Annotated in this window: 22 protein-coding genes; 7 read left to right on the top strand and 15 right to left on the bottom strand. The window is 61.5% G+C overall.

Going from position 1 to position 23,324, the window contains the following annotated elements:
* Positions 1–44: 44 nt before the first annotated feature.
* Complete coding sequence (locus AB7828_RS13400) at positions 45–1,040, bottom strand: NAD(P)H-quinone oxidoreductase (RefSeq protein ID WP_441230392.1); 996 nt, start codon at positions 1,038–1,040, stop codon at positions 45–47.
* 109 nt (positions 1,041–1,149) lie between these two features.
* Between AB7828_RS13400 and AB7828_RS13395 the strand changes: the two genes are divergently transcribed.
* The 4 genes from AB7828_RS13395 (at position 1,150) to AB7828_RS13380 (ending at position 4,756) form a co-directional block, all read left to right on the top strand.
* The gene (locus AB7828_RS13395; protein ID WP_089265408.1) at positions 1,150–1,341 is read left to right on the top strand and encodes a DUF1192 domain-containing protein; all 192 of its coding nucleotides are present in this window, start codon (positions 1,150–1,152) and stop codon (positions 1,339–1,341) included.
* 573 nt (positions 1,342–1,914) lie between these two features.
* Positions 1,915–2,427 carry a protease adaptor protein RcdA gene (gene rcdA, locus AB7828_RS13390; protein ID WP_089265407.1) on the top strand — a complete coding sequence of 171 codons (513 nt, stop codon included), beginning with the start codon at positions 1,915–1,917 and terminating at the stop codon, positions 2,425–2,427.
* 86 nt (positions 2,428–2,513) lie between these two features.
* The gene (locus AB7828_RS13385; RefSeq protein WP_441230391.1) at positions 2,514–3,599 is read left to right on the top strand and encodes an acyltransferase family protein; all 1,086 of its coding nucleotides are present in this window, start codon (positions 2,514–2,516) and stop codon (positions 3,597–3,599) included.
* 323 nt (positions 3,600–3,922) lie between these two features.
* Entirely contained in the window at positions 3,923–4,756 is an 834-nt protein-coding gene (locus tag AB7828_RS13380; protein ID WP_320445200.1) for a MipA/OmpV family protein, read from the top strand.
* A gap of 50 nt (positions 4,757–4,806) precedes the next feature.
* On the opposite strand, the gene AB7828_RS13375 is transcribed toward AB7828_RS13380, so the two are convergent.
* Positions 4,807–5,430: a TetR/AcrR family transcriptional regulator gene (locus tag AB7828_RS13375; protein WP_441230390.1), complete on the bottom strand. Its 624-nt coding sequence runs from the start codon at positions 5,428–5,430 to the stop codon at positions 4,807–4,809.
* A gap of 179 nt (positions 5,431–5,609) precedes the next feature.
* Positions 5,610–5,840 carry a 50S ribosomal protein L31 gene (rpmE, locus tag AB7828_RS13370; protein WP_089265403.1) on the bottom strand — a complete coding sequence of 77 codons (231 nt, stop codon included), beginning with the start codon at positions 5,838–5,840 and terminating at the stop codon, positions 5,610–5,612.
* 192 nt (positions 5,841–6,032) lie between these two features.
* Between rpmE and AB7828_RS13365 the strand changes: the two genes are divergently transcribed.
* Positions 6,033–7,895 carry an ABC transporter ATP-binding protein/permease gene (locus AB7828_RS13365; RefSeq protein WP_441230389.1) on the top strand — a complete coding sequence of 621 codons (1,863 nt, stop codon included), beginning with the start codon at positions 6,033–6,035 and terminating at the stop codon, positions 7,893–7,895.
* A gap of 21 nt (positions 7,896–7,916) precedes the next feature.
* Here the strand turns inward: AB7828_RS13365 and AB7828_RS13360 are convergent, their stop codons facing one another.
* Genes AB7828_RS13360 through AB7828_RS13345 form a run of 4 tightly spaced genes read right to left on the bottom strand, consistent with a single transcriptional unit; the run spans position 7,917 to position 10,693 of the window.
* Positions 7,917–8,363: a GNAT family N-acetyltransferase gene (locus AB7828_RS13360; RefSeq protein ID WP_441230388.1), complete on the bottom strand. Its 447-nt coding sequence runs from the start codon at positions 8,361–8,363 to the stop codon at positions 7,917–7,919.
* A 4-nt stretch (positions 8,364–8,367) separates the two neighbouring features.
* On the bottom strand, positions 8,368–9,399 hold the full coding sequence (locus AB7828_RS13355; RefSeq protein WP_089265400.1) for a peptidoglycan -binding protein: 1,032 nt from the start codon (positions 9,397–9,399) through the stop codon (positions 8,368–8,370).
* A 3-nt stretch (positions 9,400–9,402) separates the two neighbouring features.
* On the bottom strand, positions 9,403–10,413 hold the full coding sequence (locus AB7828_RS13350) for a flagellar motor protein MotA (protein ID WP_089265399.1): 1,011 nt from the start codon (positions 10,411–10,413) through the stop codon (positions 9,403–9,405).
* A gap of 7 nt (positions 10,414–10,420) precedes the next feature.
* Positions 10,421–10,693, bottom strand: coding sequence for a hypothetical protein (locus AB7828_RS13345; protein WP_439062842.1), 273 nt, complete (start codon positions 10,691–10,693; stop codon positions 10,421–10,423).
* Between the two features lie 361 nt (positions 10,694–11,054).
* Here AB7828_RS13345 and AB7828_RS13340 point away from each other — a divergent pair, with 361 nt between their 5' ends.
* On the top strand, positions 11,055–12,269 hold the full coding sequence (locus AB7828_RS13340) for an efflux RND transporter periplasmic adaptor subunit (RefSeq protein ID WP_089265398.1): 1,215 nt from the start codon (positions 11,055–11,057) through the stop codon (positions 12,267–12,269).
* Positions 12,270–12,279: 10 nt separating this feature from the next.
* Positions 12,280–15,438, top strand: coding sequence for a multidrug efflux RND transporter permease subunit (locus tag AB7828_RS13335; protein WP_441230387.1), 3,159 nt, complete (start codon positions 12,280–12,282; stop codon positions 15,436–15,438).
* A 66-nt stretch (positions 15,439–15,504) separates the two neighbouring features.
* Here the strand turns inward: AB7828_RS13335 and AB7828_RS13330 are convergent, their stop codons facing one another.
* The 8 genes from AB7828_RS13330 to gap form a co-directional block, all read right to left on the bottom strand.
* Positions 15,505–16,296 carry an inositol monophosphatase family protein gene (locus AB7828_RS13330; RefSeq protein WP_231079726.1) on the bottom strand — a complete coding sequence of 264 codons (792 nt, stop codon included), beginning with the start codon at positions 16,294–16,296 and terminating at the stop codon, positions 15,505–15,507.
* Between the two features lie 102 nt (positions 16,297–16,398).
* Positions 16,399–17,469, bottom strand: coding sequence for a tetratricopeptide repeat protein (locus tag AB7828_RS13325; protein WP_309948445.1), 1,071 nt, complete (start codon positions 17,467–17,469; stop codon positions 16,399–16,401).
* A gap of 7 nt (positions 17,470–17,476) precedes the next feature.
* Positions 17,477–18,160 (bottom strand): thiamine phosphate synthase, encoded by a 684-nt coding sequence (locus AB7828_RS13320; RefSeq protein WP_441230386.1) that lies wholly within the window; start codon positions 18,158–18,160, stop codon positions 17,477–17,479.
* Positions 18,161–18,162: 2 nt separating this feature from the next.
* The gene (locus tag AB7828_RS13315) at positions 18,163–19,188 is read right to left on the bottom strand and encodes a class I fructose-bisphosphate aldolase (RefSeq protein WP_441230385.1); all 1,026 of its coding nucleotides are present in this window, start codon (positions 19,186–19,188) and stop codon (positions 18,163–18,165) included.
* Positions 19,189–19,354: 166 nt separating this feature from the next.
* On the bottom strand, positions 19,355–20,422 hold the full coding sequence (fba, locus tag AB7828_RS13310; RefSeq protein ID WP_441230384.1) for a class II fructose-bisphosphate aldolase: 1,068 nt from the start codon (positions 20,420–20,422) through the stop codon (positions 19,355–19,357).
* A gap of 163 nt (positions 20,423–20,585) precedes the next feature.
* The gene (locus tag AB7828_RS13305) at positions 20,586–20,822 is read right to left on the bottom strand and encodes a hypothetical protein (RefSeq protein ID WP_089265391.1); all 237 of its coding nucleotides are present in this window, start codon (positions 20,820–20,822) and stop codon (positions 20,586–20,588) included.
* A gap of 62 nt (positions 20,823–20,884) precedes the next feature.
* Positions 20,885–22,078: a phosphoglycerate kinase gene (locus tag AB7828_RS13300; RefSeq protein WP_120291707.1), complete on the bottom strand. Its 1,194-nt coding sequence runs from the start codon at positions 22,076–22,078 to the stop codon at positions 20,885–20,887.
* 117 nt (positions 22,079–22,195) lie between these two features.
* Positions 22,196–23,206 (bottom strand): type I glyceraldehyde-3-phosphate dehydrogenase, encoded by a 1,011-nt coding sequence (gap, locus tag AB7828_RS13295; protein WP_092144873.1) that lies wholly within the window; start codon positions 23,204–23,206, stop codon positions 22,196–22,198.
* Positions 23,207–23,324: the final 118 nt, after the last annotated feature.

Below are 23,324 nucleotides of genomic sequence, written 5' to 3'. Positions count from 1 at the left end.
ATGAAAGCGAGATAAATCAAAGGGTTTCCGGCTGTTCTCCAGCCCTAAACGACCAACACAATTTTGCCAATATGTGCGCTGGTTTCCATGCGTTTGTGTGCGTCGGCAGCCTTTTCCAGCGGGAAAGTGCTGTCCATCAGGGGCTTAACCTTGCCGGCCTTGAGCAGCGGCAGGACATTGGCCTCGATCGCCCTGACCATGGCGGCCTTGTCCGCATTGGTGCGGGGCCGCAGGGTCGAGCCGGTATAGTGCAGCCGCTTCACCATGATCTTGGCGGCGTTGATGGTGGCTTTCGGGCCGTTCAGCACCGCAATCTGCACGATGCGGCCATCGGCGGCGGCGGCATCGAAGTTTTTCTCCACATAGTCCGCGCCCACCATATCGAGGATCAGCTCGACGCCGGTCTTGGTGATTTCCTTGACGCGTTCGACGAAGTCCTCGGTCTTGTAGTTGATGGCGTGATCGGCGCCGAGCTTAAGGCAGGCATCGACCTTGTCCTGCGAGCCGACGGTGACGATCACCTTGGAACCTAGCGCCTTGGCGAGCTGGATCGCCATGGTGCCGATGCCGGAAGAGCCGCCATGGATCAGCACGGTCTCGCCGGGCTGCAATCCGCCACGCTCAAACACGTTATGCCAGACGGTCATCAGGGTTTCGGCGGTGGCGCCGGCCTCGGTCATCGAGAAGCCTTCGGGGACCGTCATCGCCTGCGCATCCTGTGCGATGCAATATTGCGCGTAGCCGCCGCCGGCGACCAGCGACATCACCTTGTCACCGAGCTTGTGCTTGGTGGCGCCTTCGCCGAGGGCGACGACTTCACCGGAGATTTCGAGGCCGGGCAGATCGCTGGCGCCAGGCGGCGGCGGATAGGCGCCGGAGCGTTGCGCGACGTCCGGACGGTTCACACCGGCGGCAGCGACCTTGACCAGGATTTCGCCGGGACCGGGCTTCGGAACGGGGCGCGTCTCGGGAATCAGCACCTCGGGGCCACCCGGTTTGCTGATACCAACGACGGTCATTTGCGTGGGCAGCTTTTCCATGATTTGTCCTTGCGGCGTACGGGATGTCGGTTGGCCATCTGATTAAACAGCCGGATCAATGCTGGCAACATCCGGTGCATATTCGAATTTGAGACGGGGAGGGCCCCAAATGGCGATCGACGACGACGACAAACCGAAGAAGAAGGTCAGCCATGAGGTCGGGCAGGACCTCTCGCTGCTATCGGTCGAGGAACTCGCCGAGCGGATCGCGCTGCTCAATGGCGAGATCGCGCGGCTGCAATCGAGCATGACCTTGAAGCGCGCGACGCGCGATGCGGCGGATCGCTTTTTCAAATCGTGACGGGCTATTGAACGGCGCTCTCCCGGCTCTCTGCCGTCATTGCGAGGTGAAGGAAAGCTGTCCTGCAGCTTTCCTCTTAGCGAAGCAACGCGGCAATCCGGAAGCCATACGCGAAGAAAACTGGATTGCTTCGCTCGGCTCGCAATGACGGACGAGAGGCCTGTGCAATACCGCCGACGCTTCCTCAGTCGCGATCCCGACATTGTCTCATTCCGATACAGCTTGCGAGGCGTCGCATGGCAAACGGATCGTGAAGAAAGCCCGCGTATTTACGCGCAATTAAGCTTTCTCGCATATTACTTAAATTGTCCTTGTTTGGACACCGAGTGGCTCCTGTCCACTCTGTTTGACGCCTCCCTGTTATCAACTTTAAAGCCGCCGGAAACGGCGGCTCTTTTTTTGGTACTCATGTCTTCTTTTGGGGCGTCAGCGATCGTTAAATCGCGTTGGAAACCATAAATACTTCTTTAATTTTACGCCGCTGGACTCTCACGCACGCACGCGTAATGATTTGTTCATCATAAGCCCGCCGTTCAGAGCTGGCTGCGAAACCATTTGCGTGAGGCGTTAACTATGTCGGATCGTTTGCACAGCGAACCCGCTCTCGTTCAGTTTAGCGAGCGGCTGACCAATTCTGCTGCCTTCGGCGCCTTGTTTCGCGAGGGGATGGATCTGGTCGAAGAGACCGCGGCCTATCTCGACGGCGTCGGCCGTAGCGAGGCCAAGGCACTGGATCGCTCTGTCAGCCTGACTTACGCCACCGAAAGCATGCGCCTCACCACCCGCCTCATGCAGCTTGCCTCATGGCTGCTGCTGCACCGTGCGGTGAAGGAAGGCGAGATGACGTTGACCCAGGCCAATCGTGAAAAGACCAAGGTCAAGCTCAGCGCCGCCGATCCGAGTCCGGAAGAAATGCTGCTCAAGCTGCCCGAGCAGCTGCAGATCCTGATCACGCGTTCGATGGTGCTGCAGACCAAGGTTCGTCGCCTCGACATCTCGATCCATGCCGCGACCACCACGCATGCGCCGATCGGCAATCCGCTGGTGCCGCAGCTCAATCGCCTGAAGGCTGCGTTCGAACGCTGATCGCGCGTCCCTCACATTCCTGAACGCTGTTCCTCGCTCGCCGCTCATGCGCTAAACATGAGCTAGGCGCAGCGGGGGCATTTGCGATGGCAGACGATATCAGGGCATTGACCGGGGTGCGCGGCGTCGCAGCCGCTGTCATCGTCGTGTATCATTTCGGCGACGTGCAGCTCGCAACCGGTGGCACGGGCTCATTCTTCCGCATTCCCTACGGCTATTTGCTCGTCGACCTGTTCTTCATGCTGTCAGGCTATGTGATGGCGCTGACCTATCGCGACGCGTTCCTGCATCTCACCGGCAAGGCCTTTGCGCATTTCATGCTGAAGCGGGTCGCGCGGCTGTACCCGGCCTATTTCATTATCGGACTGTTCTATGTGGCCAAGATCGCAGCCGGTCTGTCCGGCGAGAAGCTGGAGATGTATTCGGCCTGGGACTGGACCGGCAACCTGCTGATGATGACCGGCTGGGGTCTCTACATTTTCCCGATCATCGGCGTAGCCTGGGCGGCGAGCGCCGAAATGGGCTCCTATCTGCTGCTGCCGATCCTGATGCCCTTCACTCAGCGCGGCAGTAAGTGGATCGCGGGTCTCGCCGTGATCGTGGCGTTGCTCGGCATCTATGCTGTCAGCATCAGCGGCCGCGGTTCGGGCGGGCCGCTCGATGTCGTCAACGGTAATTCGCTCTATCCACTGCTGCGCGCGGTGGCGGGCTTCACGCTGGGCCTTGCAATCTTTCGCTTTGGGGATGTGGTCGATCGACTGTCGCCGGGCGTGCAGGATGGTCTGGTCGTCGCGCTTCCGCTCGCCATCATCGCCGTCGGTTTGGCCGATGCGAGCGATCGCTTGATGTATCTGCTGTACATCCCGCTGGTCGCGGTGCTCTCGCGTGATGGCCGGATGGCACAACTGCTGTTCGGCAACGCGCTGGTCTACCGGCTCGGCATCATCTCGTACTCGATCTATCTGATCCATCCATTGTTCGTCAGTTTCGCTATCAGGACCTGGCGGCATTTAGGCCAGACCGAGGCTGTCTATATCGCCGCATCGCTGGTCTGTTTCGCCATCATCTGGGCGCTGGCGGAAGTGAGCTATCGCTTCGTCGAAATGCCCGGGCGCAACTGGGTTACGCAGCGGTTTATCCCGCGGAGAAGCGATGCGCCCGTGAAGGCGTAAGCCAGCCGGAGATGCTGTGAGCGGTGCGGCGCGATGCCGCAGACACTGGCGGTCCATTCTTTCAGATATCACCGCCAAACTGTCCGCAAATGTGAGCGATGCCACTGCACGAAGGGCTTCATCTTCCGCAAAGTACTGCTGCCATAGGGTTTCCCGACAGGAAGCCAGAGCGTTGGTCCGAGAGCAATGCGAGTTTTGAAGACAGGACGCGCCGGCTATCTTCGCATTGCTGCGGTGACTCCATGTCGCACGGGGCAATCGCAGCGATGTGGCATTGAAGCGCGGCCACACGAAAACTCCGCGCCGATCCAAGTAGGAATCTGATGTCTTTGTCTCCCCGTCTGTTCGGTCTCATTGGTATGTTGGCGTGTCCGGCCGTTGCAGTGGCGGCTGATCCAGTGGTGATGCTGCCATCGGTGCCCTTCGTGCCCTCGGCTTCCGGTGGCTGGACCGTGACCGTCGGGATCGGCGGCGAGATGCAGCCATCTTACGAAGGCGCCGGGAGTTCTGAACTTGCGCCAAAGCCGATCATCTCGATTCGTCGTGCCGGCACGCCGGCCCGTTTCAAGAGCATGCGCGACAATGCAAGCTTCGCCCTGATCGACGTGGGCGGCTTTCGCGCCGGTCCCGTCGGCAACTATAAAGCAGCGCGCAAGGCCGCCGATCACAGCGAGCTGCGCGGTCTGAGGGACGTCGATTTCGCGGTCGAACTCGGTGGTTTCGCCGAATACTACGCCTTCGACTGGCTGCGCCTACGCTCCGAACTGCGCCGCGGTCTCGGTGGCCACGAAGGCATCGTCGCGGATTTCTCGGCTGACGTGATTGTGCCGATCAACGAGCGGATGACCTTTGCTGCCGGCCCACGCTACCGGGTGACGGATGCGAAGTATGCGGAGACTTACTTCAGCGTCAACAATATCGAGGCACTGGCCTCGGGCCTGCCGGTTTACGACGCCAAGGGCGGTTCGAGTTCGGTCGGTGCGGGCGCGCAATTGCGCTACAAGCTCGATCCGCAATGGGAAGTGCGCGGCTATGTCGAATATGACAAGCTGCTCGGCAGCATCGCCGATAGTCCGCTGGTGAAATTCCGTGGGTCGACCAATCAGGTCACCTACGGCGTCGGCGTGGCCTATTCGTTCGACGTCGGCGTGCGATAGCACGTACGATTGCACAGCGTGGCCAATACGGCGCACGCTAGCTCACGCTTCTAGCGCTCCCCGATCAGATAGTACGACAACATCGTATCCAGCTCCTGTTCCAGCTCGCCATTGGCGAAGGCATCCGGACGGAATGCGATCGCCGCATCGAGTGCCGAGCCGACCATTCTCGGAATGAAGAAACTTCCGGCTTCGCGATTGAAGCCAGGGCGTAGCTCGTCGGCATGGTTGTCAAACATGCCACGCAAGAGGCCTTGCCGCTGCGGAAAGGGGTCGAATGGCCACTGAACAGGGGGACGGCCGGAGGCGGTCTCCATCAAGACCTTCAGCAGCGGCAGCACGCGGGCATGCTGGCTGATCGCGGTGTTCAGACCGGAGCGGACGAATCCACGCAGATCCAGCCCTTCGAATCCTGAAATGGTCTGCCAGATATTTTCTGACATTTGGGCTTCCGTCCGGCCATGGAGGGCCCCGAACAGCGCGTCCCGATTTGGAAAATACTGATAGAGCGATCCGATGCTGACCCCGGCGCGCTCCGCAATCCGGTTCGTGGTGGCCCGGTCGTATCCTTCATCGACGAGCACGATGGCAGCGGCGTCCAGGAGGATGCCCACGGTCGCAACGGAGCGCGCCTGACGCGGCTTCTTGCGGTGGTGCCCGGTATTGGTCGGCATGGTCTCGTTGCGCCCCCGCGCAAGATGATGTGGCGCACCTTATAGGGAGGGCAACGGAGGCGGTTTTAAGGTACCGCCATGGCCAATGTCGGCCAGCAACGAAAAACGCCCCTGCTGGCTGCAGAGGCGTTTTGAAAGGCAATCGGATAAGCCTGAAAGGCCGATCTTCCTTGTGAAGATCAATCTTCCTTCTTGAGGAAGCCCGAGAACTTCTTCTGGAAGCGCGACACGCGGCCACCGCGGTCGAGAAGCTGGGTGGTGCCACCGGTCCAGGCTGGGTGCGACCTCGGATCGATGTCGAGGTTCAGCTTGTCGCCTTCCTTGCCCCAGGTGGAACGGGTCTGATACTCCGTACCATCGGTCATAACGACCGTAATGTTATGATAATCCGGGTGAATTTCGGCTTTCATGACGGTTCCTTCGGCGCGCCGGCGCCTGAATCTCTGTGATTTCGATGGCGGATTTGGCCGCTCTATATCGCAGGAACGTGCGGGAGACAAGGACTCCCGTCGTGGATCATTGCCTCTGCAATTGACCTAGGTCATTTGCCTCGGGGCCCGCTCCGGCCTATCTCAGGGCAACGACAAGAACGGTTATAAATCATGAGTGCAGTCGAACGGCTTGAGATCCCCCGCGCGGCCAAGCCGACGCTTCCGCAGCCCGATCCGGTGCTTCCGGAGCCGTCGCTGGCGGATACCGTTGTGGAGCCCCAGGTACCACCCAGCCGAGCCAAATTGCGGCCGCTCCTTGCGTTGGCGCCCTATGTGGCGCGGTATCGCGGCCGGGCGCTGCTGGCGCTGGTGTCGTTGACCGTTGCGGCTGTGACCACGCTCGTCGTGCCTGTGGCGGCACGGCGGATGATTGACTTCGGCTTCAGCCCCGAAGGCATCGCGATGATCAACAACTATTTCAGCGTCATGATCGCTGTGGTGGTCGTGCTCGCGCTGGCCAGCGCGGCTCGTTACTACCTCGTCATGACCATCGGCGAGCGCATCGTCGCCGATCTGCGCCGCGACGTGTTCCAGCATCTCACCGCACTGTCGCCGTCCTTCTTCGATACGTCACGCTCCGGCGAACTGGTGTCGCGGCTCACGGCCGATACCACGCAGATCAAGTCAGCGGTCGGCGCGTCCGTATCCATCGCGTTGCGCAACCTTGTGCTGTTTCTCGGCGCGGCAGCCATGATGGTCGTTTCTAGCCCGAAGCTCTCCGGCTTCGTGCTCGCGGCGATCCCGCTGATCGTGATCCCGCTGGTGGCCTTCGGGCGCTGGGTGCGGCGTCTGTCGCGCAACGCGCAGGATACGCTGGCGGAAGCCTCGGCCTATGCCGGCGAACTCGTCGGTTCGATCCGTACGGTGCAGGCCTATACCAACGAGCAGCTGGCGAATGCGCGCTTCGGCAAGGAGGTCGAGCAGGCCTATGACGCCGCACGTGGCTCGACCCGTGCGCGCGCTGTGCTGACCGCGGTTATCATCTTCATCGTGTTCTCCAGTGTCGTGGGCATTCTCTGGGTCGGCTCGCATGACGTGTTGACAGGCGCACTGACACCGGGGCGGCTCGGCCAGTTCGTGCTCTATGCGGCCTTTGCTGCGTCCAGCCTCGGCCAGCTCAGCGAAGTCTGGGGCGAGATTTCGGCGGCGTCGGGCGCGGCGGAACGACTGTTCGAAATCCTCAACGTCAAATCCGCCGTGGTGGCCCCGGCATCGCCGCGGGCATTGCCGCAGCCCGCACGCGGCGACGTCGTGTTCGACAATGTCTCCTTTGCCTATCCGACCCGGCCGGACATCCTGTCGGCCGCTGGCGTATCGCTATCGGTGAAGGCTGGCGAAAAGGTCGCCATCGTCGGGCCGTCCGGCGCCGGCAAGAGCACGCTCTTTCATCTGCTGCTGCGCTTTTACGATCCCAAGGGCGGCGCCATCTCGGTCGATGGCGTGCCGATCCGCGACGCCGATCCGCGCGAGCTCCGCAAGCGCATCGCATTGGTGCCGCAAGACTCCGTCGTGTTTGCAACAACCGCCCGCGAGAACATCCGCTTCGGTCGTCCCGATGCGACGGATGCCGAAGTCGAGCATGCCGCATCGCTGGCGCATGCCACGGAATTCATTCGCCGCCTGCCTGATGGATTTGAGGCGCAGTTGGGCGAACGGGGCGTCACGCTCTCGGGTGGCCAGCGTCAGCGCATCGCCATCGCACGCGCCATCCTGCGCGATGCACCGCTGCTGCTGCTCGATGAAGCAACGTCTGCACTCGATGCCGAATCCGAGACGCTGGTGCAGACTGCTCTGGAAGAGCTGATGAAGCACCGCACCACGCTGGTGATCGCCCATCGCCTCGCCACCGTGCTGTCCTGCGATCGCATCCTCGTCATGGATCATGGCCGCATCGTCGAGCAGGGCACGCACGCCTCGCTGGTTGCCGCGAACGGGCTTTATGCCAGGCTGGCAAGGTTGCAGTTCGGGGTGTGAGTGTCGACGATGGGAGGCTTGCTACGGCTTCCATTCCATCAGGTCGACGGCGCGGCCTGACGTGTTCACTTCATCGCCCGTTTTGACGAAGCCGTTGCGTGCATAGAATTTGATAGCGCGGGCATTATCGGCATTGACCTTGAGCGTCACGCCGCCCGGCGATAGCCGCTTGGCGTCATCGACGAGTAGGCGAGCAACATCCGATCCCCATTTGGCTGGGCTCACCACCAGTTGGTCGAGATATCCGGTGCGGTCGATGGTGACGAAACCGACCATCGCACCGTTTTGCTCGGCGACCACGATCTGCGCTACGGGTACCAGTTCGTCGCGCCATCGCTCGCGCCACCAGTCGACGCGGGCGTCGAAATTGATCGAGGGATAGGCCTGTCGCCATGTCTCCAGCCACAGGGCTATAGATGAGTCTTCATCGCTCTCGCGATAGGACCGCAGCTGGAATGCCTCGGGCATGTCCTCAGCGCTCGGTGAGCTTGAGTTCGATGCGGCGGTTGCGCTTGTAGGCTTCCTCGGTCTGGGCCGTATCCAGCGGTTGATTTTCGGCGAAGCCGGCGGCGACGAGGCGCTGTGCGGGCACGCCGAGCGAAATCAGATACTGCACCACCGAGATCGCGCGCGCCGATGACAGTTCCCAGTTCGATTTGAACAGCGGGCTGTTGAGGATCGGCCGCGAGTCGGTGTGGCCGTCGACGCGCATCACCCAGGCGATTTCGGCCGGGATTTGCTTGTCGAGCTCAATCAGAGCGCTTGCGACTTTGTCCAGTTCGGCGCGGCCTTCGGGAAGCAAAGCCGCTTGGCCGACATCGAAGAATACTTCGGACTGAAACACGAAGCGATCGCCGACCACCCGAATGTCAGGCCGGTTGCCGAGAATGGCGCGCAGGCGTCCGAAGAATTCGGAGCGATAGCGCGACAGCTCCTGAACGCGCTGCGCGAGTGCGACGTTGAGGCGCTGGCCAAGATCGACGATGCGGCCCTGCGATTCCTTATCTCGTTTCTCGGACGCTTCCAGCGCTTCTTCGAGTGCCGCGAGCTGGCGGCGCAGCGCGGAGATCTGCTGGTTCAGCACCTCGACCTGCGCCAGCGCACGGGCGGAGAGCTGCTTCTCGGAATCCAGCGCCTTGTTGAGCTCGGTGTTGCGGCCTGCGGCATCAGAGCCCGCACCGGCGAGGCCGTCATACAGGCCCTTGATCCGGTCGCGCTCCGATTCCGCGGCGGACAGCCCGGCGCGCATCTGAGAAAGCTGTTCGTCGAGATTGAGCTTGCCGAGCTTCTCCAGCGACAGCAGATCGTTCAGCTGTGCCAGTTTGGCGGTGAGCTGTTCCAGCGCCTTGTCCTTGCCGGTGACTTCCTGCGACAGATAGAATTGCACGACGAGGAAGATCGACAGCAGGAAGACGATCGCGAGTACCAGCGTCGACAGCGCGTCGACGAAGCCCGGCCAGTAATTGAATTCGGAAGAGCCGCGGCGATTGCGTGCCAATGCCATGGATCAGTTCTTCTCAGGTTGGCGAGCGATGTGTTCCAGCAGCTTCTTGATCTCGCGGCTCTGTTCGCCCTGGCCATCGGCCCATTCGCGGATCATCTCCTGCTCGCTGCGCATATGCGCCACAAGGCTCTGGATCGCATCGGCGAGATTGGCCATGGCGGTCGTGGTGCCACGGTTGTTGTTGCCGTCCTCGATGGAGCGACGCAGGCGCTCGATGGCATCCTGTAACTCGGCCGGGGTGCCAGATGAGGTAACGGGGGCTGTCTCGCCGGAATATTCCTTCACGGTGGAGGCGAGCCAGTCTTCCAGATCCGTATAGAACCGGTTCTGCGCCTGGCTGGATTGCAGGTCGAGGAAGCCGAGGATCAGTGAGCCGGCGAGGCCGAACAGCGATGACGAGAACGAGATGCCCATGCCGGCGAGCGGCGCGGCGAGGCCTTCCTTCAGCGTGTCGAACAGCGAGCCGGCATCGCCGCCGACCTTGAGGCCTTCGATCACCTTGCCGACGGAGCCAACGGTCTCGATCAGGCCCCAGAAGGTGCCGAGCAGCCCGAGAAATACGAGGAGGCCGGTCATATAGCGCGAGATGTCACGGGATTCGTCGAGGCGCGTCGCGATCGAATCGAGCAGATGCCGCATGGTCTGCTGCGAGATGGTCATACGGCCGGTACGCTCACCGCCGAGGATCGCAGCCATCGGAGCCAGCAGGGTCGGGCGTCGGTCCAGCGCGAGGCCAGGATCGGAAATCCGAAAGCTGTTGACCCACGAGACTTCCGGATAGAGCCGGATGACCTGCCGGAACGACAGGATAATGCCGATCGCCAATACCGCGCCGATCAGCGCGTTGAGCCCGGGATTGGCAAAGAAAGCGAGAACGATCTGCTTGTAGAGCACGGTCATGATCAGACCGCAGAGCACCAGAAACACCAGCATTCGGACCAGGAAGATCCGGGGCGATGAGAGCTTGGTCAGTTCGATTTCCATCGCGGAGCGGGAGGAGGAGCCAGGCGCCATGTGCTGATCATCTGCATGCGAGGAAAGGTTCGACGCGCAATATGGCACAGCCCCGCGACAAAAAAAGATCGGATACCGCCGGAATCAGCGATGTCACCGGGAACTTCCAGTTGAAACCCGGCTCGATCTGCCGCGTATTTAGAAAAGACCTTTTTGTTGAGCCGTTTGTGGAGAAGAGTGGCGCTGGAGCGGCACGCGCTACGCACGCACGGCGAATGACTGGCTCGACAATTTCGATTGCCATCGCGACGAGATCGAACGCATCCTGCGTCTGGTCCATGGACGCAACTCCGCATATGGATGCGGTGCTGGCGCCGGTTCTTTCTGCGACCGCAGGCTTGTTTGTCTATGCGAATGGAAGCGAATAGTGGCGTGAGCCACTATCGAATGGCTGCTGTTAACTAAACGTATGCCGGTTCCATCCGATTCACGTTCGCGTGAGCCTCGAAAGCCTTTGTGAGTTCAATACGATAGGCCGTGTGGCAATGCGCCGCCTCGATATGTATTGCGCCGCAGCACCGCGGTTTTTATTCTAGGCTATCAAAGAAGTTCGATAAATCCGGCTACGCGCATGAAGACCACAGAGGTCCGGCGTATCCGTTGATGCATGTTCGAATTCGCAACTTGGGATATCAAAGTAAATGACGATGTTGAACGCACGCTCTGCAGGCTTCGCGCTTCTGCTGGCGGGACTCGCGCCCGTGCTCGCAGGATGCAACGAACCCAAGGACGCGGTGGCGTCTGCGCCGCCTCAGGTGAGCGAGCCTGAAGTCAGCATCATTTCCGTCACGCAACAGCGACGTGCGCTGGTTCGCGAATTGCCCGGACGTATCGCGCCGACGCGCGTTGCCGATGTGCGCTCGCGTGTGTCGGGCATTATCATCGAGCGCGCGTTTCATCAGGGCACCGAGGTGAAGGCGGGTGACACGCTGTATCGCATCGATCCGAAGCCGTTCGAGGTGGAATTGCAGTCCGCAAAGGCGTCGCTTCACAAGGCGGAAGCTGCCTATGACCTCGCGTCGATGCAGGCCAAGCGCGTGTCGGGTCTTGCACTGCAGAAAGCAGTCTCCGAAGCGGAAGCCGAGAAAGCAGTCGGTGCGCAGCGTCAGGCTGAAGCCGAGATTGCATCCAAGAAAGCCGACGTCGCGCGTGCGCGCCTCAATCTGGACTATGCAACCATCCGCGCGCCGATCGACGGCATTGTCGGAGCCGCTCTGGTGACCGAAGGTGCGCTGCTTGCGCAGAACGACAATACGAATCTCGCCACCATTCAGCAGCTCGATCCGATCTATGCCGATTTCACGCAGTCGGTGTCCGAATTGAATAACTTGCGCCGCTCTTTCGAGACCGGCGATCTCGAGCGGATCGCGCCTGGCGCGGCCAAGGTGAGACTGATGCTTGACGACGGCACGCTCTATTCGCTGCCGGGCAAGCTGCTGTTCTCCGAAGCCAAGGTCGACACCTTCACGGGTCAGGTAACGCTGCGCGGCGAGTTTCCGAACCCGAAGCGTGAGCTGTTACCGGGCATGTATGTCCGCGTGCAGATCGAGCAGGGCATCGACACCGACGCCATTGCCGTTCCGCAGCAGGCAGTGCAGCGCAATGGCGGCGGCGGCGCCGAAGTATTCGTCGTCAAGGATGACGGTCATGTTGCGGTCCAGATGGTACGAACGGGTGCCGTGCAGGACGGTCAGTGGTTCGTGACTGAAGGCCTGAAGGGCGGCGAGCGCGTCGTGGTCGAGGGCTTCCAGAAATTTGCTGCAGGCGACAAGGTCAAGGCGACCGCCTGGACTGACGCGAATGCCACTGCGGGCCTTCCGCCCGAGGGGCAGAAAACCACTCAAGCGCGTCCCTGAGTAAATCGACATGGCTAGTTTTTTCATCGACAGGCCGATTTTTGCCTGGGTCGTCGCGCTTTTCATTTGTCTTTTCGGCGCCATTGCGATTCCGCAGCTGCCGATTGCGCAGTATCCGATCATCGCGCCGCCGTCGATTTCGATCTCGACCAGCTATCCGGGCGCGTCGCCGGAGAATCTCTACAACAGCGTGACGCGGCTGATTGAAGAGGAACTCAACGGCGCTGCGGGCATCCTGAACTTCGAATCGACGAGCGACTCGCTGGGCGCCGTCGAGATCATCGCGAACTTCCAGCCCGGTACCGATACCAGCCAGGCGTCAGTCGAAGTGCAGAACCGCCTGAAGCGCGTGGAAGCGCGTCTGCCGCGTGCTGTGATCCAGCAGGGTATCCTGGTCGAGGAAGCCTCTGCCGCGGTGCTGAACATCATCACGCTGCGCTCCACCGATAACAGCCTGGATGAAGTCGGCCTCGGCGACTTCATGATCCGCAACATCCTTGGTGAAATTCGTCGTATTCCCGGCGTCGGCCGTGCCTCGCTTTATTCCACCGAGCGCTCGCTGCGCGTCTGGGTCGATCCCGCCAAGCTGGTTGGCTACAATCTGACCTCCGACGACGTCAACAAGGCCATCACCGCACAGAACGCCCAGGTTGCCTCCGGCAGCGTCGGTGCCGAGCCCTCGACAGCGACCACCAAGACGTCGTCACTGGTGCTCGTCAAAGGCCAGCTCTCCACGCCGGAAGAATTCGGCGCCATCGTGCTACGCGCCAATTCCGATGGCTCGACCGTGCGGCTCCGCGACGTCGCCCGTATCGAGATCGGCGGCCTCAGCTACCAATTTACCACGCGCCTGAACGGCCAGCCGACGGCCGGCCTGTCGGTGCTGATGTCCCCGAAGGGCAACGCGCTGGCGACGGCCTCGGCTATCGAAGCCAAGATGAAGGAGCTGTCGAACTTCTTCCCTGCCAACATCGCTTACGACATTCCGTACAACGTCACGCCGGTGGTCAAAGCATCGATTATGAAGGTGGTGATGACGCTGATCGAGGCGGTTGTCCTCGTCTTCATCGTGATGTTCATCTTCTTGCAGAATTTCCGCTACACGCTGATCCCGACCATCGTCGTGCCCATCGCGCTGCTCGGCACCTGCACGATGCTGTTGTTGGCCGGCTATTCGATCAACATGCTGACCATGTTCGGCATGGTGCTGGCTGTCGGCATCCTCGTCGACGATGCCATCGTCGTGGTCGAGAACGTCGAGCGCATTATGAGCGAGGAGGGGCTTCCGCCGAAGGAAGCCACCAAGAAGGCGATGGGCCAGATCTCTGGCGCCATCATCGGTGTCACGCTGGTGATGATCGGCGTGTTCGTGCCGATGGCGTTCTTCCCCGGCTCAGTGGGCATCATCTACCGCCAGTTCTCGGTCACCATGGTCGCCTCGATTGCGTTCTCCGCGCTGCTGGCGCTGTCGCTGACGCCGGCGCTTTGCGCAACCTTCCTAAAGCCGATCAAGGAAGGACACGGCCATGCCAAGAAGGGCGTGTTCGGCTGGTTCAACCGCAAGCTCGACGCTACCCGCGACGGCTATTCGAGGACGGTGGGCTGGTCGATTCAGCGCACCGGACGCTTGCTGATCGTCTATGTCGCGCTGCTCGTCGGACTGACCTGGGGCTTCATGCGGATGCCCGGCGGCTTTCTGCCGATCGACGATCAGGGCTTCATCACCACTGACGTGCAGACGCCGTCGGACTCCTCGTTCGCTCGCACCGAGGGCGCCATCGAGAAGGTCGAGGCATATCTGAAGAAGCGTTCCGGCATCGAGAGCGTCGTGTTCCTCACCGGCTTCAGCTTCCTCGGGCAGGGTATGAACACCGCGCAGGCCTTTATCACCCTGAAGGACTGGGCTGAACGCCCGCCCGGCGATTCCGCCGCGGCGCTTGTCAACGATATCAATCGGGAATTGTCGTCGATCCGCGACGCCAAGATCTCCGCTTTGCAGCCGCCGCCGATCGATAACCTCGGCAACTCTTCAGGCTTCAGCTTCCGCCTCCAGGACCGCGGCCAGAAGGGGTTCGTCGCGCTTAATGCTGCATCCGACAAGCTGATTGCAGACGCCAATGCCAGCCCGGTGTTGCAGAAGGTGTTCGTCGAAGGTCTGCCACCAGCGCCATTGGTCAATCTGATGATCGACCGCGAAAAGGCAGGCGCCTTCGGCGTCACCTTCGAGGATATCAACAGCACGATCTCGACCAATCTCGGTTCGAACTACATCAACGACTTCCCGAACCGCGGCCGTATGCAGCGCGTCGTGGTGCAGTCCGAGGCCGCCAACCGGATGAACGCCGCCGACATTCTGAACTACAATGTCAAGAATAGCCGCGGGCAGCTGGTGCCGTTCTCGTCCTTTGCCACTGTGGAATGGGCGAAGGGTCCGACCCAGATTGCCGGCTTCAACTTCTATCCGGCGGTGCGAATCTCCGGCGAGGCACGGCCCGGTTTCACCTCGGGCGACGCCATCAAGGAGATGGAGCGTCTGGCTGGCCTGTTGCCGCGCGGTTTCGGCTTCGAGTGGACCGGCCAGTCGCTGCAGGAGAAGCTGTCCGGCTCGCAGGCGCCGTTCCTGCTCGCGCTGTCAGCGCTGGTGGTGTTCCTGGTGCTCGCAGCGCTTTATGAGAGCTGGACGATCCCGGTGGCCGTGCTGATGACGGTGCCGCTCGGCATCGTTGGCGCCGTGCTGGCGGCGAATTTGCGGGGCCTGCCGAACGACGTGTATTTCACGGTGGGTCTGATTACGATCATCGGTCTCGCGGCCAAGAACGCGATTCTGATTATCGAATTCGCCAAGGACCTGCGCGCGCAGGGCAAGTCGCTGGTGGATGCCACGATGGAAGCGTGCTTCCTGCGGTTCCGGCCGATCGTGATGACCGGTCTCGCCTTTATCTGCGGTGTGTTGCCAATGGTCGTTGCATCGGGCGCCGGCGGTGCCAGCCAGCAGGCGCTAGGTACATCGGTCACCGGCGGCATGATCGCGGTGGTGATCCTGGCGCTGCTGATGGTGCCGGTGTTCTTCGTGTCGGTGCAGAGGCTGTTCTCGCCGGACAAGGCGCCGAAGACGGAAGAGGCAAAGCAGGACGAGCCGAGCGCATCGCCGTCCGTGTCGCACAGCTAAGGCAATCATACAAAAAGCCCGAATGGCGCAACGCCATCCGGGCTTTTTGTATTCGAGCGATCAATCTTACTTCGTCAGCGGCCGCAGGATCTTCGTTAGAGCGCCGTGGACGAACTCGTTGCCGGCAACGATGTTGCCGGTCGTCAGCACATCACCGCCATTGATATCGCCAACAGTACCGCCGGCTTCCTTGATCAGGATCAGGCCGGCAGCGATGTCCCAAGGCTGCAGGTTGCGCTCCCAATAGCCATCGAGGCGACCGGCTGCCACGAAAGCCAGATCGAGCGAGGCCGCGCCGAAGCGGCGCAGGCCGGCGACCTTTGGCTGCAACGCGGCCATTTCGTTGCGTGACAATTCGAAGTCGCCGCGGCCGATATGCGGCAGGCCGCAGGCGATGACGCATTCGTTGAGTTGCTTGCGGCCGGCGACGCGCAGGCGGGTATCGTTGAGGAACGCGCCCGAGCCCTTCTCGGCCATATAGAGTTCGTCATTGGCCGGATTGTAGATCAGGCCGGCAATCACCTGACCTTCGCGCGCCAGACCGATCGAGACTGCGAATTGCGGGATGCCATGCAGGAAGTTGGTGGTGCCATCGAGCGGATCGACAATCCAGGTATGGCTCTTGTCAGTGCCGTCACGGTTGCCACCCTCCTCACCGAGGAAGCCATAGCCCGGGCGGGCCTTGTTGAGGTCCGTATAGAGCATCTCTTCGGCCCGCTTGTCGGCGAGGCTGACGAAATTTGCGGGGCCCTTCATGGAGACCTGCAGGTTCTCGATCTCGCCGAGGTCGCGCTTCAGGCTACGGCCGGCGCGGCGCGCGGCTTTCACCATCACGTTCATAAGGGCTGAATTGATCATGCGTTCGTCTCACGACGACCTGACGGCAGGTCTGATTGGGGGTTGCTGAGGCGATGGGTGCCCTGCGGGCGGCATCTCGTCAAGGCAAGATCGCTACAGGGGTCATTTCTGGGTCGTGCCCAGCCACTTCTTGGCGGCTTCCTGGGCCTTGGTCTTTTCCTCGGGGGTAGCCTGGGCCAGAAGCTCGTCGAGCATCAGGTCGCCCTTTCCGGCGGTTTTGGCGACGATGTGCCATTTCAGACCTTCCAGCCGGTCATCTGTATTGGTGCGGAGCGCCAGTACCCGGGCGAGGCGGTTCTGGGCGATCGGGCTGTTCTGTTTGGAGGCTTTGCGGAGCAGGGCGATGGCCGCAGCCTCGTTCTTGGGGGTTCCCGTGCCGTTATAGAGCGCAATGGCATATTCGACCTCGGCGTCGACATTGTCGGCCAGGGATGCCGCCTGGAGCAGGCGGACCGCCTTGTCGATGCTTTTCTCGACGCCGGTGCCTTCCTTGTAGAACGTCGCCAGCGCGTATTGCGCTTCGGGGTTACCGGCATCGGCGGCGACGCGGAGCAATTCGGCCGAACGCTTGACGTCCTGCGGCAGCGTCTGTCCGTCGAGATAGAGCAGCGCCAGATTGTAGGCGGCCTTCGGATTACCGAGCTTGGCGGAGGATGCCAGCAGCTTCACGGCCTCATCGCGTTTGCCGACATTGCCGCGATCCGACAGTCGCAGCATCGCCAGCGCGAACATGGCCTCGCGGTCGCCGCGTTCCGACGCGCGCTGATACCATTCTGCAGCTTTCGCATAATCGCGTTTGACGCCCAATGCATTGGCATAGAGTTCGCCAAGCATGGTCATCGCCTTCGGATCGTTGTTCTCCTGCGCGCGCTTGCTGGCGAGGTCGAAAGCGGTCTTGTACTGGCCGCGTTGATAGGCGCCATAGACCAGATCGGCATTGGGGTCGGTTGGTGCAGCTTCTGCAGGCTGCGCGGACTTTTCAGGAGGCGGCGTAGGAGCTTTCTTCGCGGCTGTCGGCGCTTTCGCTGGTGCCGGCGCCTTTTTTGGCGCTGCCTTGCTTGCAGCCGGTGGTGGCGTTTGCACCCCCGGCGGTGTCAGCGAAATCTGCGCGGTCGCGCTGGCTGCCCAGGTCAGGCAGCCGGCAATTACAGTGAGGGAACGCAGAATTTTCATTCCGGCGTTATTCCTGTTCGACCTTGGACTGCCCCGAGACGAGCGTCGCGTATCCCTGCTGGATTGCCTTCTCTGCGTCCACCAAGGCTGCAGCAGCACCGCGCGCGTCGTTCCAGATGACGTCGCCGACCAGCACGAAGTCAGCGCCGGCAGCTGCGAATTCCCTGGCCTCATCGAGCGTTGTGGCAAAGCCTACGCAAGGCGGTTCGAACAATTCGGCCCACCACTGAAGGCGCTCGACAATGGCGTCAGCCGATGGGCGCTGGCCGTTCGGGTCGGGTTCGCCGAATAGCACGTAATCGGCGCCGGCCTCGCCCGCTGCCATCGCATTATGGCGCGTCGACAATCCGCCGCAGCCTGCAATGCGATCGGGCTTCAGCGAGGGCAGTGCATCCTGCAAGGGAGCAAGACCGGGCAGATGCGCACCATCGGCGCCGCCGCGTGCGACGAGCTCGACATTGCCTTCGACCAGCATCGCGGCGCCTGCGTTTTGGATGACCGGCGCCAGCGTCTTGATGCGCGTGATCATGGTGCGCTGGTCGGTCGTCGCCAGTCGCACCAGGACGGCAGCGACATCTGCTCTCTCAAGAAGAGCAGGCAGGTTCGCCGCCAGCACTGACGGATCCTCGACGACGGGCGTCGCGAGATAGAGGCGCGGCATCGGCGGTGGCGGGACGGGTTTGGAGGCCAAGATTATAGCGCCTTCTGTTCTTGATCAGTCGTCCACTCGCCCTTGCTGGCGAGTGAATTCATGTGTGCACGATGGGTGAAGGCCTGCTGACCGGCGGGCACATTGTTGGCTTTGCCGGACCATGCCTTTTGCGGCGCTGCCTGAAGCGCGCGGCCATAGGAGAATGTCAGTGGCCAGGGCAGGCTACCGATCCTGTTCATGGCGTCGAGATGCGCGGTCGCATCTTCGTCAGATTGGCCACCGGAGAGGAATGCGATGCCGGGCACCGATGCGGGCACGCAGTTCTTCAGCATGCGCACGGTCTTCTCGGCCACTTCAGCCACACCAGCCTGCGTCTTCGACTTCTTGCCCGAGACGGCCATGTTCGGCTTCAGGATCATGCCTTCCAGCGCGACCCGCTGGACCCGCAATTCCTGGAACGTCTTGTTGAGCACGCGTTGCGTCACCTCGACGCAGCGGTCGATGTCGTGATCGCCGTCCATCAGCACTTCGGGCTCGACGATCGGGACGATCTGTGCGGCCTGGCATAGTGCTGCATAGCGGGCGAGCGCGTGCGCGTTGACGGAGATTGCGGTCATCGAGGGAATCCCGGCACCGATATCGATCACCGCGCGCCACTTCGCGAAGCGCGCGCCGCGCGCGTAATATTTGGCAAGACGCTCGGCCAGCTTGTCGAGGCCCGCTGTGACGAGCTCACCGGGACAGTTCGACAAGGCCTGCGTGCCCTCATCGACCTTGATGCCGGGAATGGCGCCGGCTTCCTCGATCAGCCGCACCAGCGGCGTGCCATCCTTGGCGTTTTGCCAGATGGTCTCGTCGTAGAGGATCACGCCGGAAATGTAGCTGCTCATCGCCTCGCGCGAGCGAAACAGCATTTCACGATAATCGCGGCGGTTGTCCTCGGTCGACTCGACGCTGATCGCATCGAAGCGCTTCTTGATCGTGCCTGACGATTCATCTGCGGCAAGCAAGCCCTTGCCCGGCGCGGTCATGGCGCGGGCGATTTTGTTGAGTTCGGCGAGATTCATGGGCATGTCCTGAGCGGGCTAGTCCTGCAGGTCAATCTAGACCGTTCTCGGGCAAAATCCGAGCATCTGGCCGGCCAATGAGCCCGTCCGCATCCGATTCCGGCAAAAATTCAGCCTGCCATAGGCTGTATGGCAGGCTGAATGGCAGTCAATTGACAGTTTGGGCTCAGGCGATCTTCGCGTTCATCTCGCCCGATGCATAGCGCTTGGCCATTTCGGCCGTGGTCAGCACCTTTTTGATCTTGCTGGCCTGGCCGGCGGTATTGAATTCCTGCAGGCGCTGCTTGCAGAGCTTGACCATCGCTTCCATCGCCGGCTTCAGATATTTGCGCGGGTCGAATTCGCTGGGGTTCTCGCTCAGCACCTTGCGGATCTGGCCGGTCATGGCCATCCGGTTGTCGGTGTCGATGTTGATCTTGCGGACGCCGTGCTTGATGCCGCGCTGGATTTCCGACACCGGGACGCCCCAGGTCGGCTTCATCTGGCCGCCGAACTTGTTGATGATGTCCTGCAGGTCCTGCGGGACCGAGGACGAGCCGTGCATCACCAGATGGGTGTTCGGCAGCTTGCGGTGGATTTCCTCGATCACGTTCATGGCGAGAATGTCGCCGTCTGGCTTGCGGGTGAACTTGTAGGCGCCGTGCGAAGTCCCCATGGCAATCGCCAGCGCGTCGACCTGCGTCTCCTTCACGAACTTCACGGCCTCGTCGGGATTGGTCAGCAACTGGTCATGGCTGAGCTGGCCCTCGGCGCCGTGGCCGTCTTCGGCTTCGCCCATGCCGCTCTCCAGCGAGCCGAGCACGCCGAGCTCGCCTTCCACCGAGATGCCGCCAAGATGCGCCATGTCGGTCACAGTCTTGGTCACGCCGACATTGTAGTCCCAGTCCGCCGCCGTCTTACCGTCCGCTTTCAGCGAGCCGTCCATCATCACCGAGGTGAATCCGGCCTGGATTGCGGTCATGCAGGTTGCAGCTTCGTTGCCGTGATCGAGATGCACGCAGACGGGAATGTGCGGATAGATTTCGGTGACCGCGTCCATCATGTGCTTGAGCATGATGTCGTTGGCATAGGAGCGGGCGCCGCGCGAGGCCTGGATGATGACCGGTGCATCGACACCCGATGCGGCTTCCATGATCGCCAGCGCCTGTTCCATATTGTTGATATTGAAGGCCGGCACTCCGTAATCGTGTTCTGCCGCGTGATCGAGCAGTTGACGCAACGTAATACGGGCCATGCAGGAAGCTCCTTGTAAATTGGGACAGGCGCAAACGCCGCGCCGAGGGATATATGGCTCTTAGCGCGAGGAGACGGCGAATCCAAGACGCCATCAGTCGCGCATACAGCCAACGTTAATCGCCACGATGGCCCAGCGTTCCAGCTAATGGAATTCCCGGTAACTAATGTTCGCGAGCTTCGAGTGCCGCGACGTGCTCTTCCACTTCAGTCACGCGCTCGTCGAAATCGCCAGCAGTCGCACGCATCATCACGAGCATGCCGGCAGCGTCCCGACGCTGCTTACGGCTTATTTCTTCCAGCCGATCAAGACGCTGTTCAACCGAGCTACGAAACGACGAAATATCATCGCGGATCGCGATGAGGATGTCCGTCGTGATGTTGATCGGTTCGTCTGCCATAGCAGGAACATACCATAAACATTGCGGCGCCCACAAGTCTTGCGGGCAAAAATTTACCGCTGCTACTTCTTCAACACTTCCACACCCGGCAGCGGCTTGCCTTCCATCCATTCGAGGAAAGCGCCGCCGGCGGTCGAGATGTAGGAGAAGTCATCGGCGACGCCGGCGTGATTGAGCGCGGCCACCGTGTCGCCGCCGCCGGCTACTGAAATCAGCTTCTTCGCCTTGGTGCGCGCCGCTGCGTGTTTGGCCCCAGAGACTGTGCCGCGATCGAACGGCGTCATTTCAAACGCGCCGACCGGGCCATTCCAGACCAGCGTGGCGGCATCGTCGATCGCTGCGTTGATGCGTTCGATCGACTGCGGACCGACATCGAGGATCATGCCCTCATCTGGGATCGCATCGAGGCCGTAGGCGTGAGACGGTGTGTTGGCGGCGAAGTGGAATGCGACGATGGCGTCCACCGGCAGGATGATGGCGCAGCCGGAGGCTTCGGCCTTGTCGATGATCCGCAGCGCGGTGGCGGCGAGATCTTTCTCGCACAGCGACTTGCCGACCTTGACACCCTGCGCATGCAGGAAGGTGTTGGCCATGCCGCCGCCGATCACGAGCGCATCGACCTTGGTGACGAGGTTTTCGAGGAGGTCGATCTTCGAGGACACCTTGGCGCCGCCGACGATGGCGATCACCGGCTTGGTCGGCGCGTCCAGCGCCTTGCCGAGGGCGTCCAACTCGGCCTGCATGGTGCGGCCGGCATAGGCGGGTAACTTGTGGCCGAGGCCTTCGGTGGAGGCGTGGGCGCGATGTGCAGCCGAGAATGCATCGTTGACCCAGATATCGCCAAGCTTGGCGAGTTCGGCGACGAAAGCCGGATCGTTCTTCTCCTCAGCGGAATGGAAGCGCGTGTTCTCAAGGCAGAGAATGTCGCCGTCCTTCATGGCGCCAACGGCCTTGGCTGCGACGTCGCCAACGCAGTCGTCGGCAAAGGCGACCGGCTTCTTGATCACATCGGCAAGTGCCGCAGCCACGGGCTTCAGCGAGTTCTTGTCGTCGCGGCCCTTGGGGCGGCCGAAATGCGCGAGCAGGATTACTTTGCCGCCCTTGTCGGACATTTCGGTGATGGTCGGCGCGATACGTTCGAGACGCGTTGCGTCGGTAACCTTGCCACCATCCATGGGCACGTTGAGATCGACGCGCACGAGAACGCGTTTGCCCTTCACATCGACGTCGTCGAGGGTGCGGAAAGAATTGGTCATGATGTTGTGTCCCAAACGCAGGTCAGCGCACAGCGGCGCGCCGCGAAGCGGGGACCGCTACATTCGTTGGCTCCCGGACGCGGCGTCTTATGCTGCGCCCGGGATAACGCTCTTGCCTTAGAGCAGCTTGCCCATCGCGACGGCGGTATCGGCCATGCGGTTGGAGAAGCCCCACTCGTTGTCGTACCAGGAGAGCACGCGCACCAGCGTGCCGTTCTGCACCTTGGTCTGGTCGAAGGCGAAGGTCGACGAATGCGGATCGTGATTGAAGTCGATCGACACGTTCGGATGCGAAGTGGTGCCGAGCACGCCCTTCAGCTCGCCGGCCGCAGCCTTCTTGATCGCTTCGTTGATCTCTTCCTTGGTGGTGCTCCTCTTGGCGATGATCTTGAGATCGACCACCGAGACGTTCGGGGTCGGCACGCGGATCGAAACGCCATCGAGCTTGCCGGCCAGTTCGGGCATCACAAGGCCGATGGCCTTCGCGGCGCCGGTCGAGGTCGGAATCATCGACATCGCAGCGGCGCGGCCGCGATAGAGATCGCTATGCAGCGTGTCCAGCGTCGGCTGGTCGCCGGTGTAAGCGTGGATCGTAGTCATGAAGCCGGTTTCGATACCGACGGTCTCGTTCAGCACCTTGGCGACAGGCGCCAGGCAGTTGGTGGTGCACGAACCGTTGGAAACGACCAGATGCTCCTTGGTCAGGGTCTTGTGGTTGACGCCGTAGACGATCGTGGCATCAGCACCATCGGACGGAGCCGAAACCAGCACGCGCTTGGCGCCTGCGGTCAGATGCGACGTCGCCTTCGCCTTGGCGCTGAAGATGCCGGTGCATTCGAGCGCGATATCGATGCCGAGATCCTTCCACGGCAGCGTGTTCGGATCGCGCACCGCAGTGACTTTGATCTTGTTGCCGTTGCCAAGCTGGATGCTGTCGCCGTCGACGGTGACGTCGCCGGGGAAGCGGCCATGCACGCTGTCGAAGCGCAACAGGTGGGCGTTGGTTTCAACCGGACCCAGATCGTTGATGGCGACGACTTCGATGTCGGTGCGCTTGGACTCGTAGATCGCCCGCAGGACGTTGCGGCCGATGCGGCCAAAACCGTTGATCGAAACCCGGACTGCCATTCAACTTCTCCCTTTTATTAGGCTCAAACCTCGCGTGAGGGCCTTCATATAGTGACGTGTGACGGGCGTTTCATGCCCTGAATGGAACGCTGGTGCAATGTGTCAAATTTACCAGCGT

Source organism: Tardiphaga sp. 215_C5_N2_1 (assembly GCF_052076055.1).
In the GTDB taxonomy this organism is placed as follows: domain Bacteria; phylum Pseudomonadota; class Alphaproteobacteria; order Rhizobiales; family Xanthobacteraceae; genus Tardiphaga; species Tardiphaga robiniae.
Note: the sequence above shows the minus strand (reverse complement) of the source record. Positions and strands in the feature narration are given on the sequence as shown.

What these genes read in the sequence shown, in the direction of transcription:
- AB7828_RS13400 (WP_441230392.1), bottom strand. Translation starts at nt 1,040, where the DNA reads ATGGAAAAGCTGCCCACGCAAATGACCGTCGTTGGTATCAGCAAACCG.
- AB7828_RS13395 (WP_089265408.1), top strand. Translation starts at nt 1,150, where the DNA reads ATGGCGATCGACGACGACGACAAACCGAAGAAGAAGGTCAGCCATGAG.
- rcdA (WP_089265407.1), top strand. Translation starts at nt 1,915, where the DNA reads ATGTCGGATCGTTTGCACAGCGAACCCGCTCTCGTTCAGTTTAGCGAG.
- AB7828_RS13385 (WP_441230391.1), top strand. Translation starts at nt 2,514, where the DNA reads ATGGCAGACGATATCAGGGCATTGACCGGGGTGCGCGGCGTCGCAGCC.
- AB7828_RS13380 (WP_320445200.1), top strand. Translation starts at nt 3,923, where the DNA reads ATGTCTTTGTCTCCCCGTCTGTTCGGTCTCATTGGTATGTTGGCGTGT.
- AB7828_RS13375 (WP_441230390.1), bottom strand. Translation starts at nt 5,430, where the DNA reads ATGCCGACCAATACCGGGCACCACCGCAAGAAGCCGCGTCAGGCGCGC.
- rpmE (WP_089265403.1), bottom strand. Translation starts at nt 5,840, where the DNA reads ATGAAAGCCGAAATTCACCCGGATTATCATAACATTACGGTCGTTATG.
- AB7828_RS13365 (WP_441230389.1), top strand. Translation starts at nt 6,033, where the DNA reads ATGAGTGCAGTCGAACGGCTTGAGATCCCCCGCGCGGCCAAGCCGACG.
- AB7828_RS13360 (WP_441230388.1), bottom strand. Translation starts at nt 8,363, where the DNA reads ATGCCCGAGGCATTCCAGCTGCGGTCCTATCGCGAGAGCGATGAAGAC.
- AB7828_RS13355 (WP_089265400.1), bottom strand. Translation starts at nt 9,399, where the DNA reads ATGGCATTGGCACGCAATCGCCGCGGCTCTTCCGAATTCAATTACTGG.
- AB7828_RS13350 (WP_089265399.1), bottom strand. Translation starts at nt 10,413, where the DNA reads ATGGCGCCTGGCTCCTCCTCCCGCTCCGCGATGGAAATCGAACTGACC.
- AB7828_RS13345 (WP_439062842.1), bottom strand. Translation starts at nt 10,693, where the DNA reads ATGGACCAGACGCAGGATGCGTTCGATCTCGTCGCGATGGCAATCGAA.
- AB7828_RS13340 (WP_089265398.1), top strand. Translation starts at nt 11,055, where the DNA reads ATGACGATGTTGAACGCACGCTCTGCAGGCTTCGCGCTTCTGCTGGCG.
- AB7828_RS13335 (WP_441230387.1), top strand. Translation starts at nt 12,280, where the DNA reads ATGGCTAGTTTTTTCATCGACAGGCCGATTTTTGCCTGGGTCGTCGCG.
- AB7828_RS13330 (WP_231079726.1), bottom strand. Translation starts at nt 16,296, where the DNA reads ATGATCAATTCAGCCCTTATGAACGTGATGGTGAAAGCCGCGCGCCGC.
- AB7828_RS13325 (WP_309948445.1), bottom strand. Translation starts at nt 17,469, where the DNA reads ATGAAAATTCTGCGTTCCCTCACTGTAATTGCCGGCTGCCTGACCTGG.
- AB7828_RS13315 (WP_441230385.1), bottom strand. Translation starts at nt 19,188, where the DNA reads ATGAATCTCGCCGAACTCAACAAAATCGCCCGCGCCATGACCGCGCCG.
- fba (WP_441230384.1), bottom strand. Translation starts at nt 20,422, where the DNA reads ATGGCCCGTATTACGTTGCGTCAACTGCTCGATCACGCGGCAGAACAC.
- AB7828_RS13305 (WP_089265391.1), bottom strand. Translation starts at nt 20,822, where the DNA reads ATGGCAGACGAACCGATCAACATCACGACGGACATCCTCATCGCGATC.
- AB7828_RS13300 (WP_120291707.1), bottom strand. Translation starts at nt 22,078, where the DNA reads ATGACCAATTCTTTCCGCACCCTCGACGACGTCGATGTGAAGGGCAAA.
- gap (WP_092144873.1), bottom strand. Translation starts at nt 23,206, where the DNA reads ATGGCAGTCCGGGTTTCGATCAACGGTTTTGGCCGCATCGGCCGCAAC.